21 protein-coding genes are annotated in these 16,964 nt (G+C 65.1%); 10 read left to right on the forward strand and 11 right to left on the reverse strand.

Annotated elements, in window-relative coordinates:
• Nucleotides 1-5 precede the first annotated feature (5 nt).
• From hisF to hisB, 7 genes are all read right to left on the reverse strand, one after another.
• Entirely contained in the window at nucleotides 6-800 is a 795-nt protein-coding gene (hisF, locus tag FGU64_RS16075) for an imidazole glycerol phosphate synthase subunit HisF (RefSeq protein ID WP_180375554.1), read from the reverse strand.
• 103 nt (nucleotides 801-903) lie between these two features.
• Entirely contained in the window at nucleotides 904-1,740 is an 837-nt protein-coding gene (locus FGU64_RS16080) for an arginase family protein (RefSeq protein ID WP_139954096.1), read from the reverse strand.
• Complete coding sequence (hisA, locus tag FGU64_RS16085; protein ID WP_139954097.1) at nucleotides 1,737-2,483, reverse strand: 1-(5-phosphoribosyl)-5-[(5-phosphoribosylamino)methylideneamino]imidazole-4-carboxamide isomerase; 747 nt, start codon at nucleotides 2,481-2,483, stop codon at nucleotides 1,737-1,739. Before hisA ends, FGU64_RS16080 begins: the two co-directional genes overlap by 4 nt.
• A 4-nt stretch (nucleotides 2,484-2,487) precedes the next feature.
• On the reverse strand, nucleotides 2,488-2,778 hold the full coding sequence (locus FGU64_RS16090) for a DUF1330 domain-containing protein (RefSeq protein WP_139954098.1): 291 nt from the start codon (nucleotides 2,776-2,778) through the stop codon (nucleotides 2,488-2,490).
• A gap of 8 nt (nucleotides 2,779-2,786) precedes the next feature.
• Nucleotides 2,787-3,437 (reverse strand): imidazole glycerol phosphate synthase subunit HisH, encoded by a 651-nt coding sequence (gene hisH, locus FGU64_RS16095; RefSeq protein WP_139954099.1) that lies wholly within the window; start codon nucleotides 3,435-3,437, stop codon nucleotides 2,787-2,789.
• 1 nt (nucleotide 3,438) lies between these two features.
• Complete coding sequence (locus FGU64_RS16100; protein WP_139954100.1) at nucleotides 3,439-3,906, reverse strand: DUF2628 domain-containing protein; 468 nt, start codon at nucleotides 3,904-3,906, stop codon at nucleotides 3,439-3,441.
• Nucleotides 3,907-3,908: 2 nt separating this feature from the next.
• The gene (gene hisB, locus FGU64_RS16105) at nucleotides 3,909-4,508 is read right to left on the reverse strand and encodes an imidazoleglycerol-phosphate dehydratase HisB (protein ID WP_139954101.1); all 600 of its coding nucleotides are present in this window, start codon (nucleotides 4,506-4,508) and stop codon (nucleotides 3,909-3,911) included.
• 132 nt (nucleotides 4,509-4,640) lie between these two features.
• Between hisB and FGU64_RS16110 the strand changes: the two genes are divergently transcribed.
• From FGU64_RS16110 to FGU64_RS16145, 8 genes are all read left to right on the forward strand, one after another.
• Complete coding sequence (locus FGU64_RS16110) at nucleotides 4,641-5,045, forward strand: VOC family protein (RefSeq protein ID WP_139955411.1); 405 nt, start codon at nucleotides 4,641-4,643, stop codon at nucleotides 5,043-5,045.
• Nucleotides 5,046-5,173: 128 nt separating this feature from the next.
• Nucleotides 5,174-5,728, forward strand: coding sequence for an ATP-dependent protease subunit HslV (gene hslV / locus FGU64_RS16115; RefSeq protein WP_139954102.1), 555 nt, complete (start codon nucleotides 5,174-5,176; stop codon nucleotides 5,726-5,728).
• Nucleotides 5,715-6,233 carry a GNAT family N-acetyltransferase gene (locus FGU64_RS16120; protein WP_139954103.1) on the forward strand — a complete coding sequence of 173 codons (519 nt, stop codon included), beginning with the start codon at nucleotides 5,715-5,717 and terminating at the stop codon, nucleotides 6,231-6,233. Before hslV ends, FGU64_RS16120 begins: the two co-directional genes overlap by 14 nt.
• Complete coding sequence (locus FGU64_RS16125) at nucleotides 6,230-6,838, forward strand: DUF2585 domain-containing protein (RefSeq protein ID WP_180375555.1); 609 nt, start codon at nucleotides 6,230-6,232, stop codon at nucleotides 6,836-6,838. The genes FGU64_RS16120 and FGU64_RS16125 overlap by 4 nt, the downstream gene beginning before the upstream one ends.
• Nucleotides 6,839-6,858: 20 nt before the next feature.
• The gene (hslU, locus tag FGU64_RS16130; protein ID WP_139954104.1) at nucleotides 6,859-8,169 is read left to right on the forward strand and encodes an ATP-dependent protease ATPase subunit HslU; all 1,311 of its coding nucleotides are present in this window, start codon (nucleotides 6,859-6,861) and stop codon (nucleotides 8,167-8,169) included.
• A 154-nt stretch (nucleotides 8,170-8,323) separates the two neighbouring features.
• Nucleotides 8,324-9,283 carry a DUF1402 family protein gene (locus FGU64_RS16135; RefSeq protein ID WP_139954105.1) on the forward strand — a complete coding sequence of 320 codons (960 nt, stop codon included), beginning with the start codon at nucleotides 8,324-8,326 and terminating at the stop codon, nucleotides 9,281-9,283.
• Between the two features lie 111 nt (nucleotides 9,284-9,394).
• A complete protein-coding gene (gene iolG / locus FGU64_RS16140) occupies nucleotides 9,395-10,387 on the forward strand; it encodes an inositol 2-dehydrogenase (RefSeq protein ID WP_139954106.1) in 993 nt (330 codons plus the stop codon).
• A 212-nt stretch (nucleotides 10,388-10,599) separates the two neighbouring features.
• Nucleotides 10,600-11,691, forward strand: a complete 1,092-nt coding sequence (locus FGU64_RS16145) for a 3-deoxy-7-phosphoheptulonate synthase (RefSeq protein ID WP_139954107.1) — start codon at nucleotides 10,600-10,602, stop codon at nucleotides 11,689-11,691.
• Nucleotides 11,692-11,730: 39 nt separating this feature from the next.
• On the opposite strand, the gene FGU64_RS16150 is transcribed toward FGU64_RS16145, so the two are convergent.
• The 4 genes from FGU64_RS16150 to FGU64_RS16165 all read right to left on the reverse strand — a co-directional run bounded on the left by FGU64_RS16150 (nucleotide 11,731) and on the right by FGU64_RS16165 (nucleotide 15,850).
• Nucleotides 11,731-12,849, reverse strand: a complete 1,119-nt coding sequence (locus tag FGU64_RS16150; RefSeq protein ID WP_139954108.1) for a Gfo/Idh/MocA family oxidoreductase — start codon at nucleotides 12,847-12,849, stop codon at nucleotides 11,731-11,733.
• Nucleotides 12,850-12,879: 30 nt separating this feature from the next.
• Nucleotides 12,880-13,683: an ATP-binding cassette domain-containing protein gene (locus FGU64_RS16155; protein WP_139954109.1), complete on the reverse strand. Its 804-nt coding sequence runs from the start codon at nucleotides 13,681-13,683 to the stop codon at nucleotides 12,880-12,882.
• 11 nt (nucleotides 13,684-13,694) lie between these two features.
• Nucleotides 13,695-14,816, reverse strand: coding sequence for an ABC transporter permease (locus tag FGU64_RS16160; protein WP_139954110.1), 1,122 nt, complete (start codon nucleotides 14,814-14,816; stop codon nucleotides 13,695-13,697).
• 77 nt (nucleotides 14,817-14,893) lie between these two features.
• Complete coding sequence (locus tag FGU64_RS16165) at nucleotides 14,894-15,850, reverse strand: sugar ABC transporter substrate-binding protein (RefSeq protein WP_139954111.1); 957 nt, start codon at nucleotides 15,848-15,850, stop codon at nucleotides 14,894-14,896.
• On the opposite strand from FGU64_RS16165, the gene FGU64_RS16170 reads away from it, so the two are divergent.
• Nucleotides 15,849-16,040 (forward strand): hypothetical protein, encoded by a 192-nt coding sequence (locus tag FGU64_RS16170; RefSeq protein WP_139954112.1) that lies wholly within the window; start codon nucleotides 15,849-15,851, stop codon nucleotides 16,038-16,040. The two genes, FGU64_RS16165 and FGU64_RS16170, sit on opposite strands and share 2 nt — an antisense overlap.
• 31 nt (nucleotides 16,041-16,071) lie before the next feature.
• Nucleotides 16,072-16,923 carry a MurR/RpiR family transcriptional regulator gene (locus FGU64_RS16175; protein ID WP_139954113.1) on the forward strand — a complete coding sequence of 284 codons (852 nt, stop codon included), beginning with the start codon at nucleotides 16,072-16,074 and terminating at the stop codon, nucleotides 16,921-16,923.
• Nucleotides 16,924-16,964: the final 41 nt, after the last annotated feature.

Raw genomic sequence — 16,964 nt, forward strand, 5'->3', positions numbered from 1 at the left:
GCGGTTTACGGCGCGGCGGCGGCCGAGTCGAGTCGCATCGGAAGGCCGGCCGCCGCCATATGGCGCTTGGCCTGCATGACCGTATAGGTGCCGAAATGGAAGATCGAGGCGGCCAGCACCGCCGCCGCATGGCCGTCGCGAATGCCTGCCACCAGATCATCCAGCGTGCCGACGCCGCCGGAAGCGATCACCGGGACATGCACGGCATCCGCCACCGCGCGGGTCAGCTGAATGTCGTAGCCCGCCTTGGTGCCGTCGCGGTCCATCGAGGTGAGCAAGATCTCGCCGGCGCCGAGGTTGACGACATGCTGAGCGAAGGCGACCGCGTCGATGCCGGTCCTCTCGCGCCCGCCATGGGTGAATATCTCCCAGCGGTCGGCCTCGCCGGCACCGGACACCTTCTTGGCGTCGATGGCGACGACGATGCACTGGTCACCGAATTTGTCGGCCGCTTCCGCCACGAAGTCCGGGTTCTTCACCGCCGCCGTGTTGATCGACACCTTGTCGGCGCCGGCCAGCAGCAGCTTGCGGATATCGCTCACCTGGCGCACGCCGCCGCCCACCGTCAGTGGCATGAAGCACTGCTCGGCGGTGCGGGCGATCACGTCGAAGATCGTCTCGCGGTTGTCGGACGAGGCGGTGATGTCGAGGAAGCAGAGCTCGTCGGCGCCGGCTACATCATAGGCCCTGGCCGCCTCCACCGGGTCGCCGGCATCGACCAGGTCGACGAAGTTGACACCCTTGACGACGCGGCCGCCCTTGACGTCGAGGCAGGGGATGACACGGGCCTTGAGGGTCACAGGGCGGCCTCTTTTTTCACTTGCGTGTCCTCGCCGCTGCGCGGCTGCGGGCATCGCGGGCCGCCCTTGACGTCGAGGCAGGGAATGACGCGGGCCTTGAGCATCAGATGCGTTCCATCGCGGCGAGGAAATCGACCAGGAGCCGCCCGACCACCGGCGGCACCTCGCCCTTGGCGTCGAAGGCTGGATCGTAGGCGGTGATCGTCACGCCGGTCACCGGGACTGCGCGCGCCAGCGCCGAGACGGCTTGGCGCACGTCCTGCGGGGAAGGGCCGCCCGGTGCGGCATAGCGGTTGGCCTGCAACGTGTCCGAATTGTGCACGTCGAGGTCGATGTGAAGATGGGTGCGTTCCGCGCCGGCCGCTTTCAGCCTTTCCGCCTTTTCGGGCAGGTCGGCGCAACTGGCGCGGATGACCGGCAGGTCCTCCAGCAGCTTCTTTTCGGTGGCGTCGAGGTCGCGCGCGCCGACCAGCATGCAGCGCCACGGGTCGATGGCGCTGAAGCCCGGAATGGCGTTGGCGATGGTTCGCCAGCACAGGCCGAGCACCGTCGCCAGCGCCATGCCGTCGAGGAAGCCAGTGGACGAGGTTTCCGGCGTGTTGATGTCGCCGTGCTGGTCGAACCAGACGATGGAATCGGACCCTTCACCGGCGATCGCTCCGGCAGCCGTCAGGCAGTTGCCGGCGAGCACGATGGGGAAACGCCCTTCCGCCCGCGCGATGCCGATGGCGCGCGAAACGGCGTCGCAGACGGCGAAGCCGGCGGTGATCTCGCGCAGGTCCTCGTCCTCTATTCTGTCGATCTCGATCACCTCGGCCTCGTGGCCGTGCAGCGCCAGCTCGTCCACCAGCCCGCCGGTGATGATGGCGTCCGGCCCCTGTCCGAAGCCGGCATGGTAGTGGCCGCTGTCATAGGGGGCGAGGATGAGAGCAAGCTTCATCGGCTGGCCTCCACGGCGGCTCCCCGCAGCACCGCAAGAGCTTCGGCCGGATCGATGCGGCCGTCATAGAGCGCGCGGCCGGAAATCGCGCCTTCGAGACGGGCGGCGTCCGGCATGGTCATGCGCACGATATCGGCGATGGAGGCGAGGCCGCCCGAGGCGATGACGGGGATGGAAACAGCCTCGGCAAGGTCGATGGTGGCATCCCAGTTGATGCCGGAAAGCACGCCGTCGCGGTCGATATCGGTATAGACGATCGCCGCCACGCCGGCGCCCTCGAATTTTTGCGCCAGTTCGATAACGCCCAATTCGGACGCCTCCGCCCAGCCCTCCACCGCGACCTTGCCGCCCTTGGCGTCGATGCCGACGGCGACCCGGCCCGGATAAAGCCGGCAGGCTTGCCTGACCAGTTCGGGATCGCGCACCGCCGCCGTGCCGAGGATGACGCGGGCGAGCCCCTTGTCCAGCCAGCTCTCGATATGGGCCAGCGTGCGGATGCCGCCGCCGAGCTGCACCGGGTTCTTCGTCGCCTTGAGGATCGCCTCGACCGCCGCGCCGTTGACACTCTGGCCCTCGAAGGCGCCGTTGAGATCGACCACATGCAGCCACGAAAATCCTTGGTCCTCGAAGGCCTTCGCCTGCGCGCCCGGATTTTCGTTGTAGACGGTGGCGGTCGCCATGTCGCCGAGCTTCAGGCGCACGCACTGGCCGTCCTTGAGGTCGATGGCGGGGAAGAGGATCATCCGCTCAGGCGCCTTCGACGATGACGATGCGCGCTTCCGAGGCGGGGAGGCGATATTTCAACGCCTCCTGGTATTCGGGCGACCGGTAGCAGGCCAGCGCCGTCTCGTACGAATCGAACTCGATGATGACGTGCCGGTTGCCGGTCGGCCCCTCCGGGTTGAAATATTGCCCGGATCGGACGAGAAAACGGGCGCCGTATTTGGAGAAGGCGGCGGCGTTGGCCTCGATGTATTTCTTGTAGGTGTCGGGGTCGCGAACGTCGACCATCGCCATCCAGTAGCCTTTCTTGCTCATGCTCGCTCCTATGGTTTCCACCGCAGAAAATTGGCGATGAGGGCCAGGCCGAGCGCCTGGCTCTTTTCGGGATGGAACTGCGTGCCGACGCGGTTTTCGTGAGCCACGGCGGCCGTCACCGGCCCACCATAGTCGGTGACGGCGAGCACCTCGCCCGCGTGTCTCGCCGCCAGATGGTAGGAATGAACGAAATAGGCGTGCAGCCCGCCCTCGCCAGTCGCGATGCCGTCGAAAAGCGGATGCTCGCGCCTCAATTCGATGGTATTCCAGCCGATCTGCGGCACTTTCAGAGCCGGCTCGGCGGGTTCGATCAGTTTCACGTCGCCGCCGATCCAGCCGAAGCCTTGGGTCACCGTCTTTTCCAGCCCGCGTTCCGACATCAGCTGCATGCCGACGCAGATGCCGAGGAACGGCCTTGCCTTCGGCCCGGTCGCTTCCTCGATCGCTTCCCACATGCCGGGGACGGCATGCAGGCCGGCGGCGCAGTCGGCATAGGCGCCGACGCCCGGCAGGACGATGCGGTCGGCCGTACGGACCCGCTCGGCGTCCGCCGTAAGTTCGATTTCGGCCGCGATGCCGGCCTCGCGCGCGGCGCGCTCGAACGCCTTGGTGGCCGAGCGCAAATTGCCGGAACCGTAGTCGATGATGGCGACGCGCATGTCAGACCCGTCCCGGATTGTGCGACAGGCCGAGCGCCATGCCGGTGTGGATCGGCCGCGCGCGCGCCGCATCCGGCACGAGCACCGGCGCCTGCGGCTCCGGTTGGGCTTCCAGCGTCGCCGCATAGCGGATTTCGCCGTCGGCCAGCCCTTGCGCCTCGACCACGCCGCTCTCGCGCCAGCCGCGCCGCCGCAGCGCCGCGATCTTCAAGCCCTGCCCCTCCAGCCCGACGAAGAGCGAGACGAGCAGGGTCAAAAGCGATCCGGCAAGGCCGAGGCCGGCCGTTTCGCTCAGCGCCGAAAGCAGGCCGAGCACGATGAAAGCCAGCAGTGCTTCGACCCACAACCGGTGCCACAGCAGCCACAGCGGCGAAAAGAAGAAGGCGAGCCACGAAAAGCCGTCGCGCACCAGGACGGCATCGCCGCTGCCGGCCCGGCCCGGAGGCTCCATGACGACATAGGAGGCCATGGCTACCCTTTCAGCGAGCCCTTGGTGGAGGGCACGGCGTCGGGCTGGCGCGGGTCGCGCTCGACGGCGGTGCGCAGCGCCCGCGCCACGGCCTTGAAGCAGGTCTCGGCGATATGGTGGTTGTTGGCGCCGTAGCGGTTGTTGACGTGCAGCGTGATGCCGGCGTGCTGCGCCAACGCCTGGAAGAATTCGCGCACCAGTTCGGTGTCGAAGGTGCCGATCTTCGGCGCCGAGAAGGCGACGTTCCAGACAAGAAACGGCCGGCCGGACACGTCGATGGCGGCGGCCGTCAGCGTCTCGTCCATGGCAAGATCGATCGAGGCATAGCGCATGATGCCGCGCCGCTCGCCGAGCGCCTTGGACAGTGCCTGGCCGAGCGCGATGCCGGTGTCCTCCACCGTGTGGTGGTCGTCGATATGCAGGTCGCCCTTGGCCTTCACTGTCATGTCGATCAGCGAATGCCGGCACAGTTGGTCGAGCATATGGTCGAAGAAGCCGACGCCGGTGGCGATGTCGGCCTTGCCCGTGCCGTCGACATGAACGGACACGGAAATCTCGGTTTCCTTGGTCTTGCGGCTGACTTCGGCGGAACGGGCGGCCATTGTCTATCCCTGGACCCTGATGCTGCAACGCGAGCCTTCTAGCAGCATGATCCCGCGATGACCAGTTGGAGCATAGCCGACAATTGTATGTCGCGGTTTGGAACCGATCGGCAAACCGGGTATTGTATTTTCATGCTCGACCACACCGGCATCGTCGTAACCGATCTCACGAAGGCGCGCCGCTTCTACGACGCGATCGCCGAAGCTCTCGGTCTCGCCACGAAAACCAATAGCGAGCAATCGTTCCTGTTCGGCCGCAGCGCGGAGGAGCCGATCCCGTATCTGTGGATCGGGACCTTGCGCCCGTCCTACTGGGTGGAAGGTTCGCGCGCCGGGCTGAACCAGATGCACATCGCCTTCATTGCGGATAGCAAGCAGATGGTCGATGCCTTCTATCACGCCGCACTGGCGGCGGGCGGACGCGACAACGGCCCGCCCGGCCCCCGCGAGGGAGCCGGCGACTACTATGGCGCTTTCGTCCTTGATCCGGACGGCAACAACCTGGAAGCCTGCGTGCGCGGGCCGGCGGCGCGCTGATCTGTTTTTCGACAAGGTGCTGCCCTTGCGACGACCGTTTGCAAAGGGCTCTCCGTTGCATACATAGTGCCCAACCCAACTCGTACCGTGCGGCTGCCTGAGCGGGGCCGCGCGAATCGGAGCAAGACATGGCAAACGAACTGAGTATGCACGCCACGACCATCGTGACCGTGCGCAAGGGCGGCAAAGTGGTCATCGTCGGCGACGGCCAGGTGAGCCTTGGCCAGACCATCATGAAGGGCAACGCCAGAAAAGTACGCCGCATCGGCAAGGGCGGCTCTGTCATTGCCGGATTCGCCGGCGCCACCGCCGACGCCTTCACCCTGCTGGAGCGGCTGGAAGGCAAGCTGGAGCAGTATCCCGACCAGTTGATGCGGGCGTCCGTCGAACTCGCCAAGGACTGGCGCACCGACCGCTACCTGCGGCGTCTGGAAGCGATGATGCTGGTGGCCGACAAGAACGTCTCGCTGGCTCTCACCGGCAACGGCGACGTGCTGGAGCCGGAGCAGGGCGTCATGGCCATCGGCTCGGGCGGCAATTATGCGCTGGCCGCGGCCCGTGCCCTCATCGACACCGACAAGGACGCCGAGGAGATCGCCCGCAAAGCCATGCAGATCGCGTCCGACATCTGCGTCTACACCAACAACAACTTCGTCGTCGAAACGATCGATGGCGCCGCGTAACGACGCGCCGCGCTACGTCTTCCGGCCGGTGAGCGAGGCGGACCTGCCGCGCATCGCCGGCTGGCTGGCCGAGCCGCACGTCGCTGCCTGGTGGGACGATCCGGAAGTCGAGATCGCCGCCATCCGCGACCATATCGACAGCGTTTCGGTCGAACCGCTGATCGTCGAGCTTTCCGGCAAGCCGATCGCCTACCTGCAAAGCTACGATCCGCATCTGGAAGACGACCATCCCTATGCCGACCAGCCCTTCGGTACGCTGGGCATCGACCTCACCATCGGGCCGCCGGAGATGGTCGGCATCGGCCATGGCTCGGCCATCGTCAGGCAATTCGTAGAAGAGCTTTTCGACGAGGGGGCGCCGCGCGTCGTCATCGATCCGCACCCGGATAATGCGCGCGCCATCCGCGCCTATGAAAAGGCCGGTTTTCGCGAGATAGACCGGCGTTCGTCGGTCTATGGCGATGTGGTGCTGATGGCGGTGGATGCAGAAGGGGACGATGCATGACGCTTCCGACGGAACGCAGTGAAGACACCGCGCCATCCGCGATGGCGTGGCAGCTCGGCCTGATCGTCGCGGCCATCATCGTCGGCCTGCAGGCGCTGGCGCTCTACATCGAGGGCCATCCGGCGATCTGCACCTGCGGCTACGTCAAGCTGTGGCACGGCGTCGTCGTCAGTTCGGAAAACTCCCAGCACATTTCCGACTGGTACACACCCTCGCACATCATCCACGGCTTCCTGTTCTATGCGCTGGCGCACTGGCTGTTCCCGAAGCGGTCGATCTGGTTCAGGCTGGCCTTCGCGCTGCTGATCGAGGGCGGCTGGGAGGTGCTGGAAAACAGCCCCTTCATCATCGACCGCTACCGCGCCGGCACCATCTCGCTCGATTACTACGGCGATTCCATCCTGAATTCCGTCTGCGATACGCTGGCCATGGTGCTGGGCTTTGCGATGGCCAGAACGCTTCCTATATGGCTGGTCGTGGCCGTCGCGCTCTTCTTCGAGATCGGCACCGGCTATGTCATCCGGGATAATCTCACCCTCAACGTGATCATGCTGCTGCATCCGTTCGAGTCCATCAGGCAGTGGCAAAGTGCAATTCCCAGATAGGGAAATCGGGTTTTTGTGACATGAGCAATTTTTCCCCCCGCGAGATCGTTTCCGAACTCGACCGTTTCATCATCGGCCAGAAGGACGCCAAGCGCGCCGTGGCGATTGCGCTGCGCAACCGCTGGCGCCGCCAGCAGCTTGAAGGCCAGATGCGCGAGGAGGTGATGCCGAAGAACATCCTGATGATCGGCCCGACCGGTGTCGGCAAGACCGAGATTTCGCGCCGTCTCGCAAAGCTCGCCGGCGCCCCCTTCGTCAAGGTCGAGGCGACCAAGTTCACCGAGGTCGGCTATGTCGGCCGCGACGTCGAGCAGATCGTGCGCGATCTGGTCGAGATCGCCATCACCTTGCAGCGCGAGAAGATGCGCGACGACGTCAAGGCGCGCGCCCACATTAACGCCGAGGAGCGCGTGCTGGAGGCACTGGTCGGCAAGACCGCGAGCCCCGCCACGCGCGACAGCTTCCGCAAGAAGCTGCGCGACGGCGAACTGGACGACAAGGAGATCGAGGTCGAGGTGGCCGACACCGGCACCGGTGGCATGCCCGGCTTCGAGATCCCCGGCATGCCCGGCGCCAACATCGGCGTGCTCAACATCAACGACATGCTGTCGAAGGCGATGGGCGGCAAGCGCACCAAGACGCGCAAGACGACGGTGAAGGAAAGCTACGACATCCTGATCCAGGACGAGTCCGACAAGCTGCTCGACCAGGACGAGGTGGTGCGCCGCGCGCTGGAATCGGCCGAGAACGACGGCATCGTCTTCATCGATGAGATCGACAAGATCGCCGCCCGTTCCGACATCTCCGGCGGGCCGTCCCGCGAAGGCGTGCAGCGTGACCTGCTGCCGCTGGTCGAAGGCACAACGGTGGCGACCAAGTATGGGTCGATCAAGACCGACCATATCCTGTTCATCGCCTCGGGCGCTTTCCACGTCTCCAAGCCGTCCGACCTTTTGCCGGAACTGCAGGGCCGCCTGCCGATCCGCGTCGAACTGCGCGCGCTGGAGAAGGAGGATTTCGTCCGCATCCTCACCGAGACGGAAGCCAGCCTGATCAAGCAGTACATCGCGCTGATGGCGACCGAGGGCGTGACGCTGGACATCACCGACGACGCCATCGATTCCCTGGCCGGCATCGCCGTTGACCTGAACGCTACCGTCGAAAATATCGGCGCCCGACGCCTGCAGACGGTGATGGAACGGGTGCTGGACGAGATTTCCTTCGACGCCGCCGACCGCAACGGCACGACGGTGAAGATCGACGCCGACTATGTGCAAAAGCATGTCGGCGACCTGTCCCGCAACACCGATCTGTCGCGGTTCATTCTCTAGGCAATTGCCTGCCCTCCCTTCGCATGGGGAGGGCAGGATATCCGGTGTGGCGAAATGGAAGCATTGCGGCGCCTTTTGGCGTCGCCCGCGACGGAAGCCTCGACTTCATCACTCGCGCCCCCTAGTTTGCGTCCATCGACACTTTGGGCGGCGCATGAAGAAGCTTTTCCTTCCCTTGTTCCTTGCTGTTTTCACAGCAAGCATCGTCGCCGCGAGCGCCGTCACACCCGTTCCGCCGGGTAACCGCAATGCCGAGCAGCCGCCTATTCCCGGCGCTTCCACCCATCGCACACAGGCGACCAACACCACCTTCCAGGCCAAGTACCGCAAGGTCTATGCGCTGCTCGCCAACGACGCCAAGCTGCGCGGCAAGATCAAGCAGGCAGCGGCCACCTATGGCATCAGCCCGCTGCACATAGCCGGCGCCATCGTCGGCGAGCATACCTACAACGTCGACGCCTACGATCGCTTGCAGACCTACTACGTCAAGGCGATCTCCTACCTCTCCTCGAAGCTCACTTTCGCCTATGGCGGGGAGGACATTTCCGATTTCGTGCAGCGGCCGCAGTTTGCCTCCTGCGCCGGCAAGAGCGACAGCTATGCGCTGTGGACCTGCCGCGAGAGGGTGTGGAACAGCGCTTTCCGCGGCAAGACGGTGGGCGGCAAGAGCTTCCCCGATAATCGTTTCGGCGCCGTTTTCTTCCAGCCCTACTATGCCGGCCAGACCTTCGGCCTCGGGCAGCTCAACCCGCTCACCGCCTTGCAGATGAGCGACCTGGTCCATAAGGTATCCGGCCTGCCGAGGCTCGATGTCGGCGATCCGAACCAGGTCTACAAGACCATCATGGATCCCGACCTGACGCTGAACTACGTCGCGGCGACGCTGAAGAAGTCGATCGACGCCTACAGGAGCATCGCCGGCTTCGACATCTCGCAGAATCCCGGCATCACCGCCACGCTCTACAATGTCGGCAATCCGGACCAGCGCGCCTACGCGCTGAAGGCGGAAAACGACAAGCGCCGCGCCGCCGGCGAGCCGGAAAAGCTGCCGGAGGAGAACTATTACGGCTGGCTGGTCAACGACAAGCTGACGGAGCTGCAGGCGCTGTTCTGAGAAATCGCGACGCTTCCCAAGGCGAGGCTTGACGCTCGATCGCAGAATGGAATAAACATTTCATAGAAAGAGCGTATCGCTCTTTCATTCCATTCTGTGGAGGAAGACGTCATGACGGTTCGCTTCGGCCTGCTGGGGGCCGGCCGTATCGGCAAGGTGCACGCGCGCGCCGTGGGCTCCAACCCAGATGCGAAACTCGTCGCCGTGGCCGACGCCTTCGAGAAGGCGGCAAAGGAGATTTCCGCTGCCTATGGCGCCGAGGTGCGATCGATCGACGAGATCGAGAAAGCGAAGGATATCGACGCCGTCGTCATCTGCACGCCGACCGATACCCATGCCGACCTGATCGAGCGCTTCGCCAGGGCCGGCAAGGCGATCTTCTGCGAAAAGCCCATCGACCTCGATGTCAAGCGCGTGGTCAAATGCCTTGGCGTCGTGGAAAAAACCGGCGCCACGCTGATGGTCGGCTTCAACCGTCGCTTCGATCCGCATTTCGCGGCGGTGAAGAAGGCCATCGACGACGGCGCCATCGGCAAGGTCGAGATGGCGACCATCACCTCGCGCGATCCCGGTGCGCCGCCGGTCGACTATATCAAGCGCTCCGGCGGCATTTTTCGCGATATGACCATTCACGATTTCGACATGGCCCGTTTCCTGCTCGGCGAGGAGCCGGTTTCGGTGTCTGCCCATGCCTCCGTGCTGGTGGACAGGAAAATCGGCGACGCTGGCGACTACGATTCCGTCTCCGTCATCCTCGAGACGGCATCCGGCCGGCAGGCGCTCATCTCCAATTCGCGCCGCGCCACCTACGGCTACGACCAGCGCATCGAGGTGCACGGTTCGAAGGGCATGGTGGCGGCGGAGAACCAGCGGCCGGTGTCGATCGAACTCGCCAACGACAAGGGCTACACCCGCCCGCCGCTGCACGATTTCTTCATGACCCGCTACATCGATGCCTATGCCAACGAGATTTCGGCTTTCATCGCCGCTTTGGCGAAGGGAACGAAGCCGTCGCCGAGCGGCACCGACGGATTGGCTGCGCTCAAACTGGCGGACGCCGCGCTGAAATCGGCCAGGACCGGAAAGACCATCTCCGTCCAATGACGCATTGGCGAGTGACAAACGCCGCCATTTCGGTTATCTGACCGGCATGATCCACCTGACCGCCACGTTCTGGTACTTTAGCTACGGCAGCTCGCTGGCGGCGGGAGGATTGCGCTCGATCTGAAGATTGCAGCATCAAAATCCGAACAGCCGCCAGACCTGGCGGCTTTTTTGTTTCAGCCGGCGGGTCTCCAAATCAGGAGCAGAAAGCCGTGTTGACCACTACAGACGACCTTCGGGTCACCGAACTCAAGGAACTGAGCACGCCCGAAGAGGTGATACGCGAGATACCGCGCACCCTGACGGCGACGCGCACCGTCTCGGCCGCGCGCAACGCCGTCCATGACGTGCTGACGGGCACCGACGACAGGCTGGTCGTCGTCGTCGGGCCATGCTCCATTCACGATCCCGCCGGGGCCGTCGACTATGCCAGCCGTCTGGCGGCGCTGCGCGACAGTCTGTCGGACCGGCTCGAGATCGTGATGCGCGTCTATTTCGAGAAGCCGCGCACGACGGTGGGGTGGAAGGGCCTCATCAACGATCCCGACATCGACGGCAGCTTCAATATCGACAAGGGTTTGCGAATGGCGCGCAACGTGCTCGCCGCCGTCAACAATCTCGGCCTGCCGGCGGCGACGGAGTTCCTCGACATGACGACGCCGCAATACATTGCCGACCTCGTCAGCTGGGGTGCCATCGGCGCGCGCACGACGGAAAGCCAGATCCACCGCGAACTGGCGTCCGGCCTGTCCTGCCCGGTCGGCTTCAAGAACGGCACGGACGGCAACCTGCGCATCGCCGTCGACGCGGTGAAGTCGGCGGCCCAGCCGCATCATTTCATGGCGGTGACGAAGGCAGGCCGCAGCGCCATCGCCGCGACCACCGGCAACGAGGACTGCCACGTCATCCTGCGCGGCGGCGTGACGCCCAACTATGACGCGGCGAGCATCGAGGCGGCGAGCGCGCTGCTCCTTCGCGCCGGCCTGGCGCCGCGCCTTATGATCGACGTCAGCCATGCCAACAGCAACAAGAAGCCGGAAAACCAGCCTGCTGTCGCTGCCGACGTGGCGGGTCAGGTCGCCGCTGGCGACGACCGCATCGTCGGTGTCATGATCGAGAGCAATCTGATCGCCGGACGACAGGACGTCGTGCCGGGTAAGCCGCTGGTCTACGGTCAGAGCATCACCGATGGCTGCATCGACTGGGCGACGACGGAAGCTGTGCTGGAAAACCTCGCCGATGCGGTCCAACTGCGCCGACGGGTGCATGGGACGGCGGCATTGAGCAAGCCGGGAACTGCCTGAGCCCAGACGGGAAGCGGCAATCGCCGCTTCCCGTCCGGTTCAGCGCACGTCCACCCAGCCGCCTTCCCGGTGCGAGCGTGCCATGGCGTGCACGGTGCGCTCGATCTCCAGTCCCTCGTCGAAGCCGATCAGCCGCGCGCCGGTGTCGCCGCCGATGCGGGCGATCAGTTCGCGGCATTCGATGATCTTGAGGTCGTTGAAGCCGAGCCCATGGCCGGGCGCCGGCACGAAGGTACCGTAGGGCTGGTGCTGCGGTCCGATCAGCACGGTACGGAAGCCCTGTTCTTCGGGGCGGTCGCTGGTCAGGTAGAGCTGGAATTCGTTGAAGCGTTCCTGGTCGAACAGGATGGTGCCTTCCGAGCCGAAGATCTGCACGCAAATGCGCCCCTTGCGGCCCCAGGCCGCGCGGTTGACCTGCAAGGTCGCCGACAGGCCGCTCTCCAGCCGCATCAGCACGCTGGCGATGTCCCATGTTTCGACAGCGCGTGCTTCGCCCGAAGCGGTGATACGCTCGGCATGAGGCTTCGCCATATCGCAGACGACGCGCGCGACGCGGCCGAACAGCACCGCAATCAGCGACAGCGGATGCACGGCGAAATCGTCCAGCGCGCCGTAGCCGGAAGCGGCGTCGTGGCGCCAGCCGAACGGCGCGTGCGGGTCGGCCATGAAATCCTCGTCCATCTCGATGCGGAGATGGTTGAGCGTGCCGATCCGCCCTTCCGCGAGCAGCGCGCCGATCTGCCGGATCGCCGGGCTCTGGATGTAGTTGTAGCCGAGTATGGCCACCGTGCCGGCCTTCCTGGCCGCCGCGGCCATCGCCTCGGCCTCGGCGAAGGTGGGCGCCATCGGCTTCTCGCACCAAAGGTGCTTGCCGGCCTTGAGTGCGGCGGTCGCCATTTCGGCGTGGAACTTGTTCGGTGTCGTCAGCGAGACGACGTCGACGTCCGGATCCTTGATCACAGCGCGCCAGTCGCCGGACGCCTTGTCGAAGCCGAACTCGGCGGCGCGGGTGCGGGCAAGCTCGGCGTTCGCTTCGCCCAGATGCACCAGCCTCGGCCGGCCTACCCCGGCGAAGACGCTGCCGACTGAGCGCCACGCCAGCGCGTGGCACTTGCCCATGAAGCCCGTGCCGATCAGGCCGACGCCGATATCCTTCATCTGTGCTTCCTTACCGGTGTCGGGCCGAGCTCACACCATGCCGCCGAGATCGTCGGACAGCAGTTGCAGTTCCTTGTCGCCAGCCATCAGGTTCTGCAATTCCTCGATGCCGATGGCCGCCTTCTCATAGGTGCCGAGCGTGCGGCCGCGGTTGAGCACGGTAAAAGTGTTGCCGACCGCATAGGCGTGGCGGACATTGTGGGTGATGAAGATGACGCCGAGCCCGCGCGCCCGCACCTGATGGACGTATTTCAGCACCATCGAGGTCTGCGCCACACCGAGCGCCGAGGTCGGCTCGTCGAGGATCAGCACCTTGGCGCCGAAATAGACGGCGCGCGCGATCGCCACGCATTGTCGCTCGCCGCCCGACAGCGTGCCGACCGCCTGGCTGGGGTCGCGCACGTCGATACCGATCTTCTTCATCTCCTCGCGCGCCACGCGCTCGGCGAAGGCGAGGTCGAGGACCTTGAACGGGCCGACGCCGCGCATCGGCTCGCGGCCCATGAAGAAGTTGCGGGCGATGGAGGTCAGTGGCACCATCGCCAGGTCCTGGTAGACGGTGGCGATGCCGGCATCCAGCGCGTCGCGCGGCGTCGAGAACGACACCGGCCGGCCGTCGACGAGGAAGCTGCCGCTGGTCGGCTTGTGCACGCCCGATAGCGTCTTGATGAGGGTGGATTTGCCGGCGCCGTTGTCGCCCAGCAGGCACAGGACCTCGCCCTTGCGCACCTTCATGGAAACGCCGTTCAGCGCCACGACGGGGCCGAAATGCTTGACCAGATCGCGCACCTCGATCAGCGGGGCATCCGTGGAGAGATTGACGGTGTCGTTCATGGCCCTCTCCCTCAGCGCTCGCCGGTGGCGCGGCGGCGGATGTAGCTGTTGAACAGCACGGCCGTCAGCAGCATCAGGCCGAGGAACACCTGGAACCAGTCGTTCGGCGCGCCGGTGAACAGGATGCCCATCTGCACCACGCCGAAGATCAGTGCGCCGAAGAAGGCGCCGACGACGGAGCCGTAGCCGCCGGTGAGCAGGCAGCCGCCGATGACGGCGGCGATGATCGCCTCGAATTCCTTCAGCACGCCGCGGTCGGCGGCGGCCGAGCCGAATTCCATGACCTGGCAGGTGGCGTAGACGGTGGCGCAGAAAGCGGTGACCATGAACAGGGTGATCTTCACCCGCGCCACCGGCACGCCGACATTGCGCGCCGCATTGGCATCGCCGCCGGCGCCGAAGATCCAGTTGCCGAAGCGGGTGCGGGTGAGCACGATATGGCCGACCAGCGCGATGACGAAGGCCCAGATCACCACCGCCGGGATGCCCTGAACCGAAGGCTGTCCGTTCGGCAGCGTGCCGATGATGCCCGCCTCCGCCATCCAGACGAACAGACCGGGGAAGGCCTTGCCGGAAAACAGCGGCACGACGAGCGAATCGCCGGCGAAGTTCTTCACGCCCGAGACGATGGTGCGGTTGGCGAACAGGATGGAGAGCGCGATCGTCATGCCGCGCAGGATATAGAGCGAGGCCAGAGTGACGATGAAGGACGGCAGGCGTGTGCGCACCACGATCAGCCCGTTGAGGAAGCCGATCAGCAACGCGCCGCAGAAAGCGAAGACCACGCTGATCTCGACCGGCCAGCCGAAATAGACGGTGGGAATGGCGATCATCATGCCGGCGAAGCCGATCATCGAGCCGACCGAAAGATCGAACTCGCCGCCGACCATCAGCAACGCCGCGCCGGTGGCGATGATGGTGAGCTGCGCGGTGACGGTGATCCAGTTCATGATGCCGTCGGCGGCGAACATGCCGGTGCCGTGCGCGGTGGCGCCGAAGAACAGGAAGACCAGGACGGTGCCTGCGATGGCGCCGAGCTCGGGCCGCGACAATAGCTTGCGCAGGCCGGATTGCTTTTGCAGGCGTTCGTCGGCGGGCCGTCCGGCAGCCGCGACGGTTGTGTTCTCGGCCATCGCAGTGTCCCCGTCAGAAGATGAAGTGGATGCGCGCGGCCATTGGCTTTTGCCGGCCGCGCGCGTCTCGCCGTTGCCTAGCGGTATTCGCCCGCCAGCTTCTCGACCATCTCGATGTTCGCCTTGGTGACGAAGCCCGGCCCGGTGTTGACGTTGTTGGCCGGCAGCACGCCGTAGCGCTTGTATTCGGTCAGGAAGATGACCGGCAGGTAGCCCTGCAGGTAGGGCTGCTGGTCGATGGCGGACTCGACGATGCCGTCCTTGATGCCTTGCGAGATGTCGGACGACAGGTCGAAGGTGATGAAGTTGTACTTCGACGTCTCGCCGGTGTCGCGCAGGAGCTTGATGGTCGGCTCGGCCGCGTTCGGGCCCAGCGTCAGGATGCCGTTGGTGCCCGGGTGTGCGGTCAGGTACGCCTTGACCTTGTTGTAGACCCCCGTCGGGTCCTGGCCGGAATCGACCATGTGGTCGCCGAGCGGCACGCCGAGCCCGTCGGCATAGCCCTGGCAGCGCTCCACCGAGGCGGCGTTGGTGATGTAGTGGTTGACGCAGACGAAGTCGGTGACGCCCGCCGCCTTGGCGCGTTCGCCCGCACCCTTGCCGGCGTCGTATTCGGGCTGGCCGATATGCATCAGCGCGCCGAGCTGCTTGGACTGGTCGGCGGTGCCGGAATTGACGGTGATGACCGGGATGCCCTTGGCGATGGCGTCCTTGATGGCGCTCTGTAGCACGTCGAAGTCGGCGATGGTGGTGATGATGCCGTCAGGATTGGTGGCAGCCGCCTGCTGGATGATGCGCGCCATGTCGGCGATGTCGCCGGTCGGCGGGTTGCGGTAGTCGACGGTGGTCTTGGTGTCGGCGGCCGCGTTCTTCAGCGCGTTCTTGATGACATTCCACCAGGAATCAGTGTCCGGCGCGTGGCTGACGAAGACGAAGTGCTCGCCGTCGGCATGTGCTGTGACGGCGCCGAGGCCGACCAGCAGCGGCACGGCGGCGACGGCCGCCGCCAGAAGTTTCTTCAACTGAGTTTTCATGATCTCCTCCCTAGAGATTGCCGTGAAAATTGGAATTTCTCTACCAAAGTATCACTTTTTGGATTATGTATTCCATTTTTTAGCGATACGTCAAGCGGATCGCGAGGAAATCGCGGGGAAGGGAATCGGCGGCTGTCGAAGCGCTCTTGCGCTGACCGGGCCGGGCATGATTTTCCTCACGGGAGACTGACTTTGGGCCGCGCGTTGCGGAAAGGAAAACGATGAGCGACGTGGAAACGATCAACGCCCCTCGCGACTTCGATTCGTTGCGCGCGGCGATCCTGGAGCGGCGCGACAGTCTGCCCAAACGCATCGCCCAGGTCGCCGCCTATGCGCTCGACAATCCCGACGACATCGCCTTCGGCACCGCCGCCTCCATCGCAACTTTGGCGGGCGTGCAACCCTCGACCCTCGTGCGCTTCGCCCAGCAACTCGGCTTCGACGGGTTCACCGCCATGCAGGGGGTGTTTCGCGAGCGGCTGCGCGAGCGCACCTCTTCCTACGACGAGCGGCTGTCGACGCTGCGCGCCAAGGCTGACGCAGGCGCCGGCCACCGCGCCGTCTTCGACGGCTTCGTGACGGCAGCGTCGACCTCGCTGGCCGATATCGCGCGCAGCATCGACGAGGCGCATCTGGAACAGGCCGTCGACCTGCTGGCCGGGGCGGGCACGGTCTATATCCTCGCCAAGCGCCGCTCCTATCCGGTCGCCTCCTATCTTGCCTATGCGCTGGGCAAGCTGAAGATCCGCAGCCAGCTCATCGAATCGGCCGGCGGCCTGAATGCCGAGATGATCGGCTTCGCCACGCCGAAGGACGCCGCTATCGCCATTTCCTTCTCGCCCTATGCGTCCGCCACCGTCGACGAGGCGCGCGCGATCGCCAGGCAGGGCGTGCCGGTCGTCGCCATCACCGACAGCGCCTTTTCGCCGCTGGCGCAGGTCGCCACTGTCTGGTTCGAGGTTGCGGAAGCCGATTTCGGCGGTTTCCGCTCGCTTTCGGCCACCATGGCGCTGGCCATGGCCATCGCGGTTTCGGTTGCGGAGAAGCGCCGCGTGCTCGGCGGCAAGCGATAGCGGTTACCGGCAACCCCTATAGGGAATGTATGTTCCATATT

Origin of the sequence: Mesorhizobium sp. 8 (assembly GCF_006351905.1) — a bacterium.
GTDB classification, from domain to species: domain Bacteria; phylum Pseudomonadota; class Alphaproteobacteria; order Rhizobiales; family Rhizobiaceae; genus Mesorhizobium; species Mesorhizobium composti.

Coding starts and splice junctions, on each gene's coding strand:
- hslU (WP_139954104.1), top strand. CDS start 6,859: ATGAGCAATTTTTCCCCCCGCGAGATCGTTTCCGAACTCGACCGTTTC.
- FGU64_RS16175 (WP_139954113.1), top strand. CDS start 16,072: ATGAGCGACGTGGAAACGATCAACGCCCCTCGCGACTTCGATTCGTTG.
- FGU64_RS16090 (WP_139954098.1), bottom strand. CDS start 2,778: ATGAGCAAGAAAGGCTACTGGATGGCGATGGTCGACGTTCGCGACCCC.
- hisA (WP_139954097.1), bottom strand. CDS start 2,483: ATGATCCTCTTCCCCGCCATCGACCTCAAGGACGGCCAGTGCGTGCGC.
- FGU64_RS16120 (WP_139954103.1), top strand. CDS start 5,715: ATGGCGCCGCGTAACGACGCGCCGCGCTACGTCTTCCGGCCGGTGAGC.
- FGU64_RS16125 (WP_180375555.1), top strand. CDS start 6,230: ATGACGCTTCCGACGGAACGCAGTGAAGACACCGCGCCATCCGCGATG.
- FGU64_RS16155 (WP_139954109.1), bottom strand. CDS start 13,683: ATGAACGACACCGTCAATCTCTCCACGGATGCCCCGCTGATCGAGGTG.
- FGU64_RS16165 (WP_139954111.1), bottom strand. CDS start 15,850: ATGAAAACTCAGTTGAAGAAACTTCTGGCGGCGGCCGTCGCCGCCGTG.
- hslV (WP_139954102.1), top strand. CDS start 5,174: ATGGCAAACGAACTGAGTATGCACGCCACGACCATCGTGACCGTGCGC.
- FGU64_RS16160 (WP_139954110.1), bottom strand. CDS start 14,816: ATGGCCGAGAACACAACCGTCGCGGCTGCCGGACGGCCCGCCGACGAA.
- iolG (WP_139954106.1), top strand. CDS start 9,395: ATGACGGTTCGCTTCGGCCTGCTGGGGGCCGGCCGTATCGGCAAGGTG.
- FGU64_RS16150 (WP_139954108.1), bottom strand. CDS start 12,849: ATGAAGGATATCGGCGTCGGCCTGATCGGCACGGGCTTCATGGGCAAG.
- FGU64_RS16170 (WP_139954112.1), top strand. CDS start 15,849: ATGATCTCCTCCCTAGAGATTGCCGTGAAAATTGGAATTTCTCTACCA.
- hisB (WP_139954101.1), bottom strand. CDS start 4,508: ATGGCCGCCCGTTCCGCCGAAGTCAGCCGCAAGACCAAGGAAACCGAG.
- FGU64_RS16100 (WP_139954100.1), bottom strand. CDS start 3,906: ATGGCCTCCTATGTCGTCATGGAGCCTCCGGGCCGGGCCGGCAGCGGC.
- FGU64_RS16135 (WP_139954105.1), top strand. CDS start 8,324: ATGAAGAAGCTTTTCCTTCCCTTGTTCCTTGCTGTTTTCACAGCAAGC.
- FGU64_RS16080 (WP_139954096.1), bottom strand. CDS start 1,740: ATGAAGCTTGCTCTCATCCTCGCCCCCTATGACAGCGGCCACTACCAT.
- hisH (WP_139954099.1), bottom strand. CDS start 3,437: ATGCGCGTCGCCATCATCGACTACGGTTCCGGCAATTTGCGCTCGGCC.
- FGU64_RS16110 (WP_139955411.1), top strand. CDS start 4,641: ATGCTCGACCACACCGGCATCGTCGTAACCGATCTCACGAAGGCGCGC.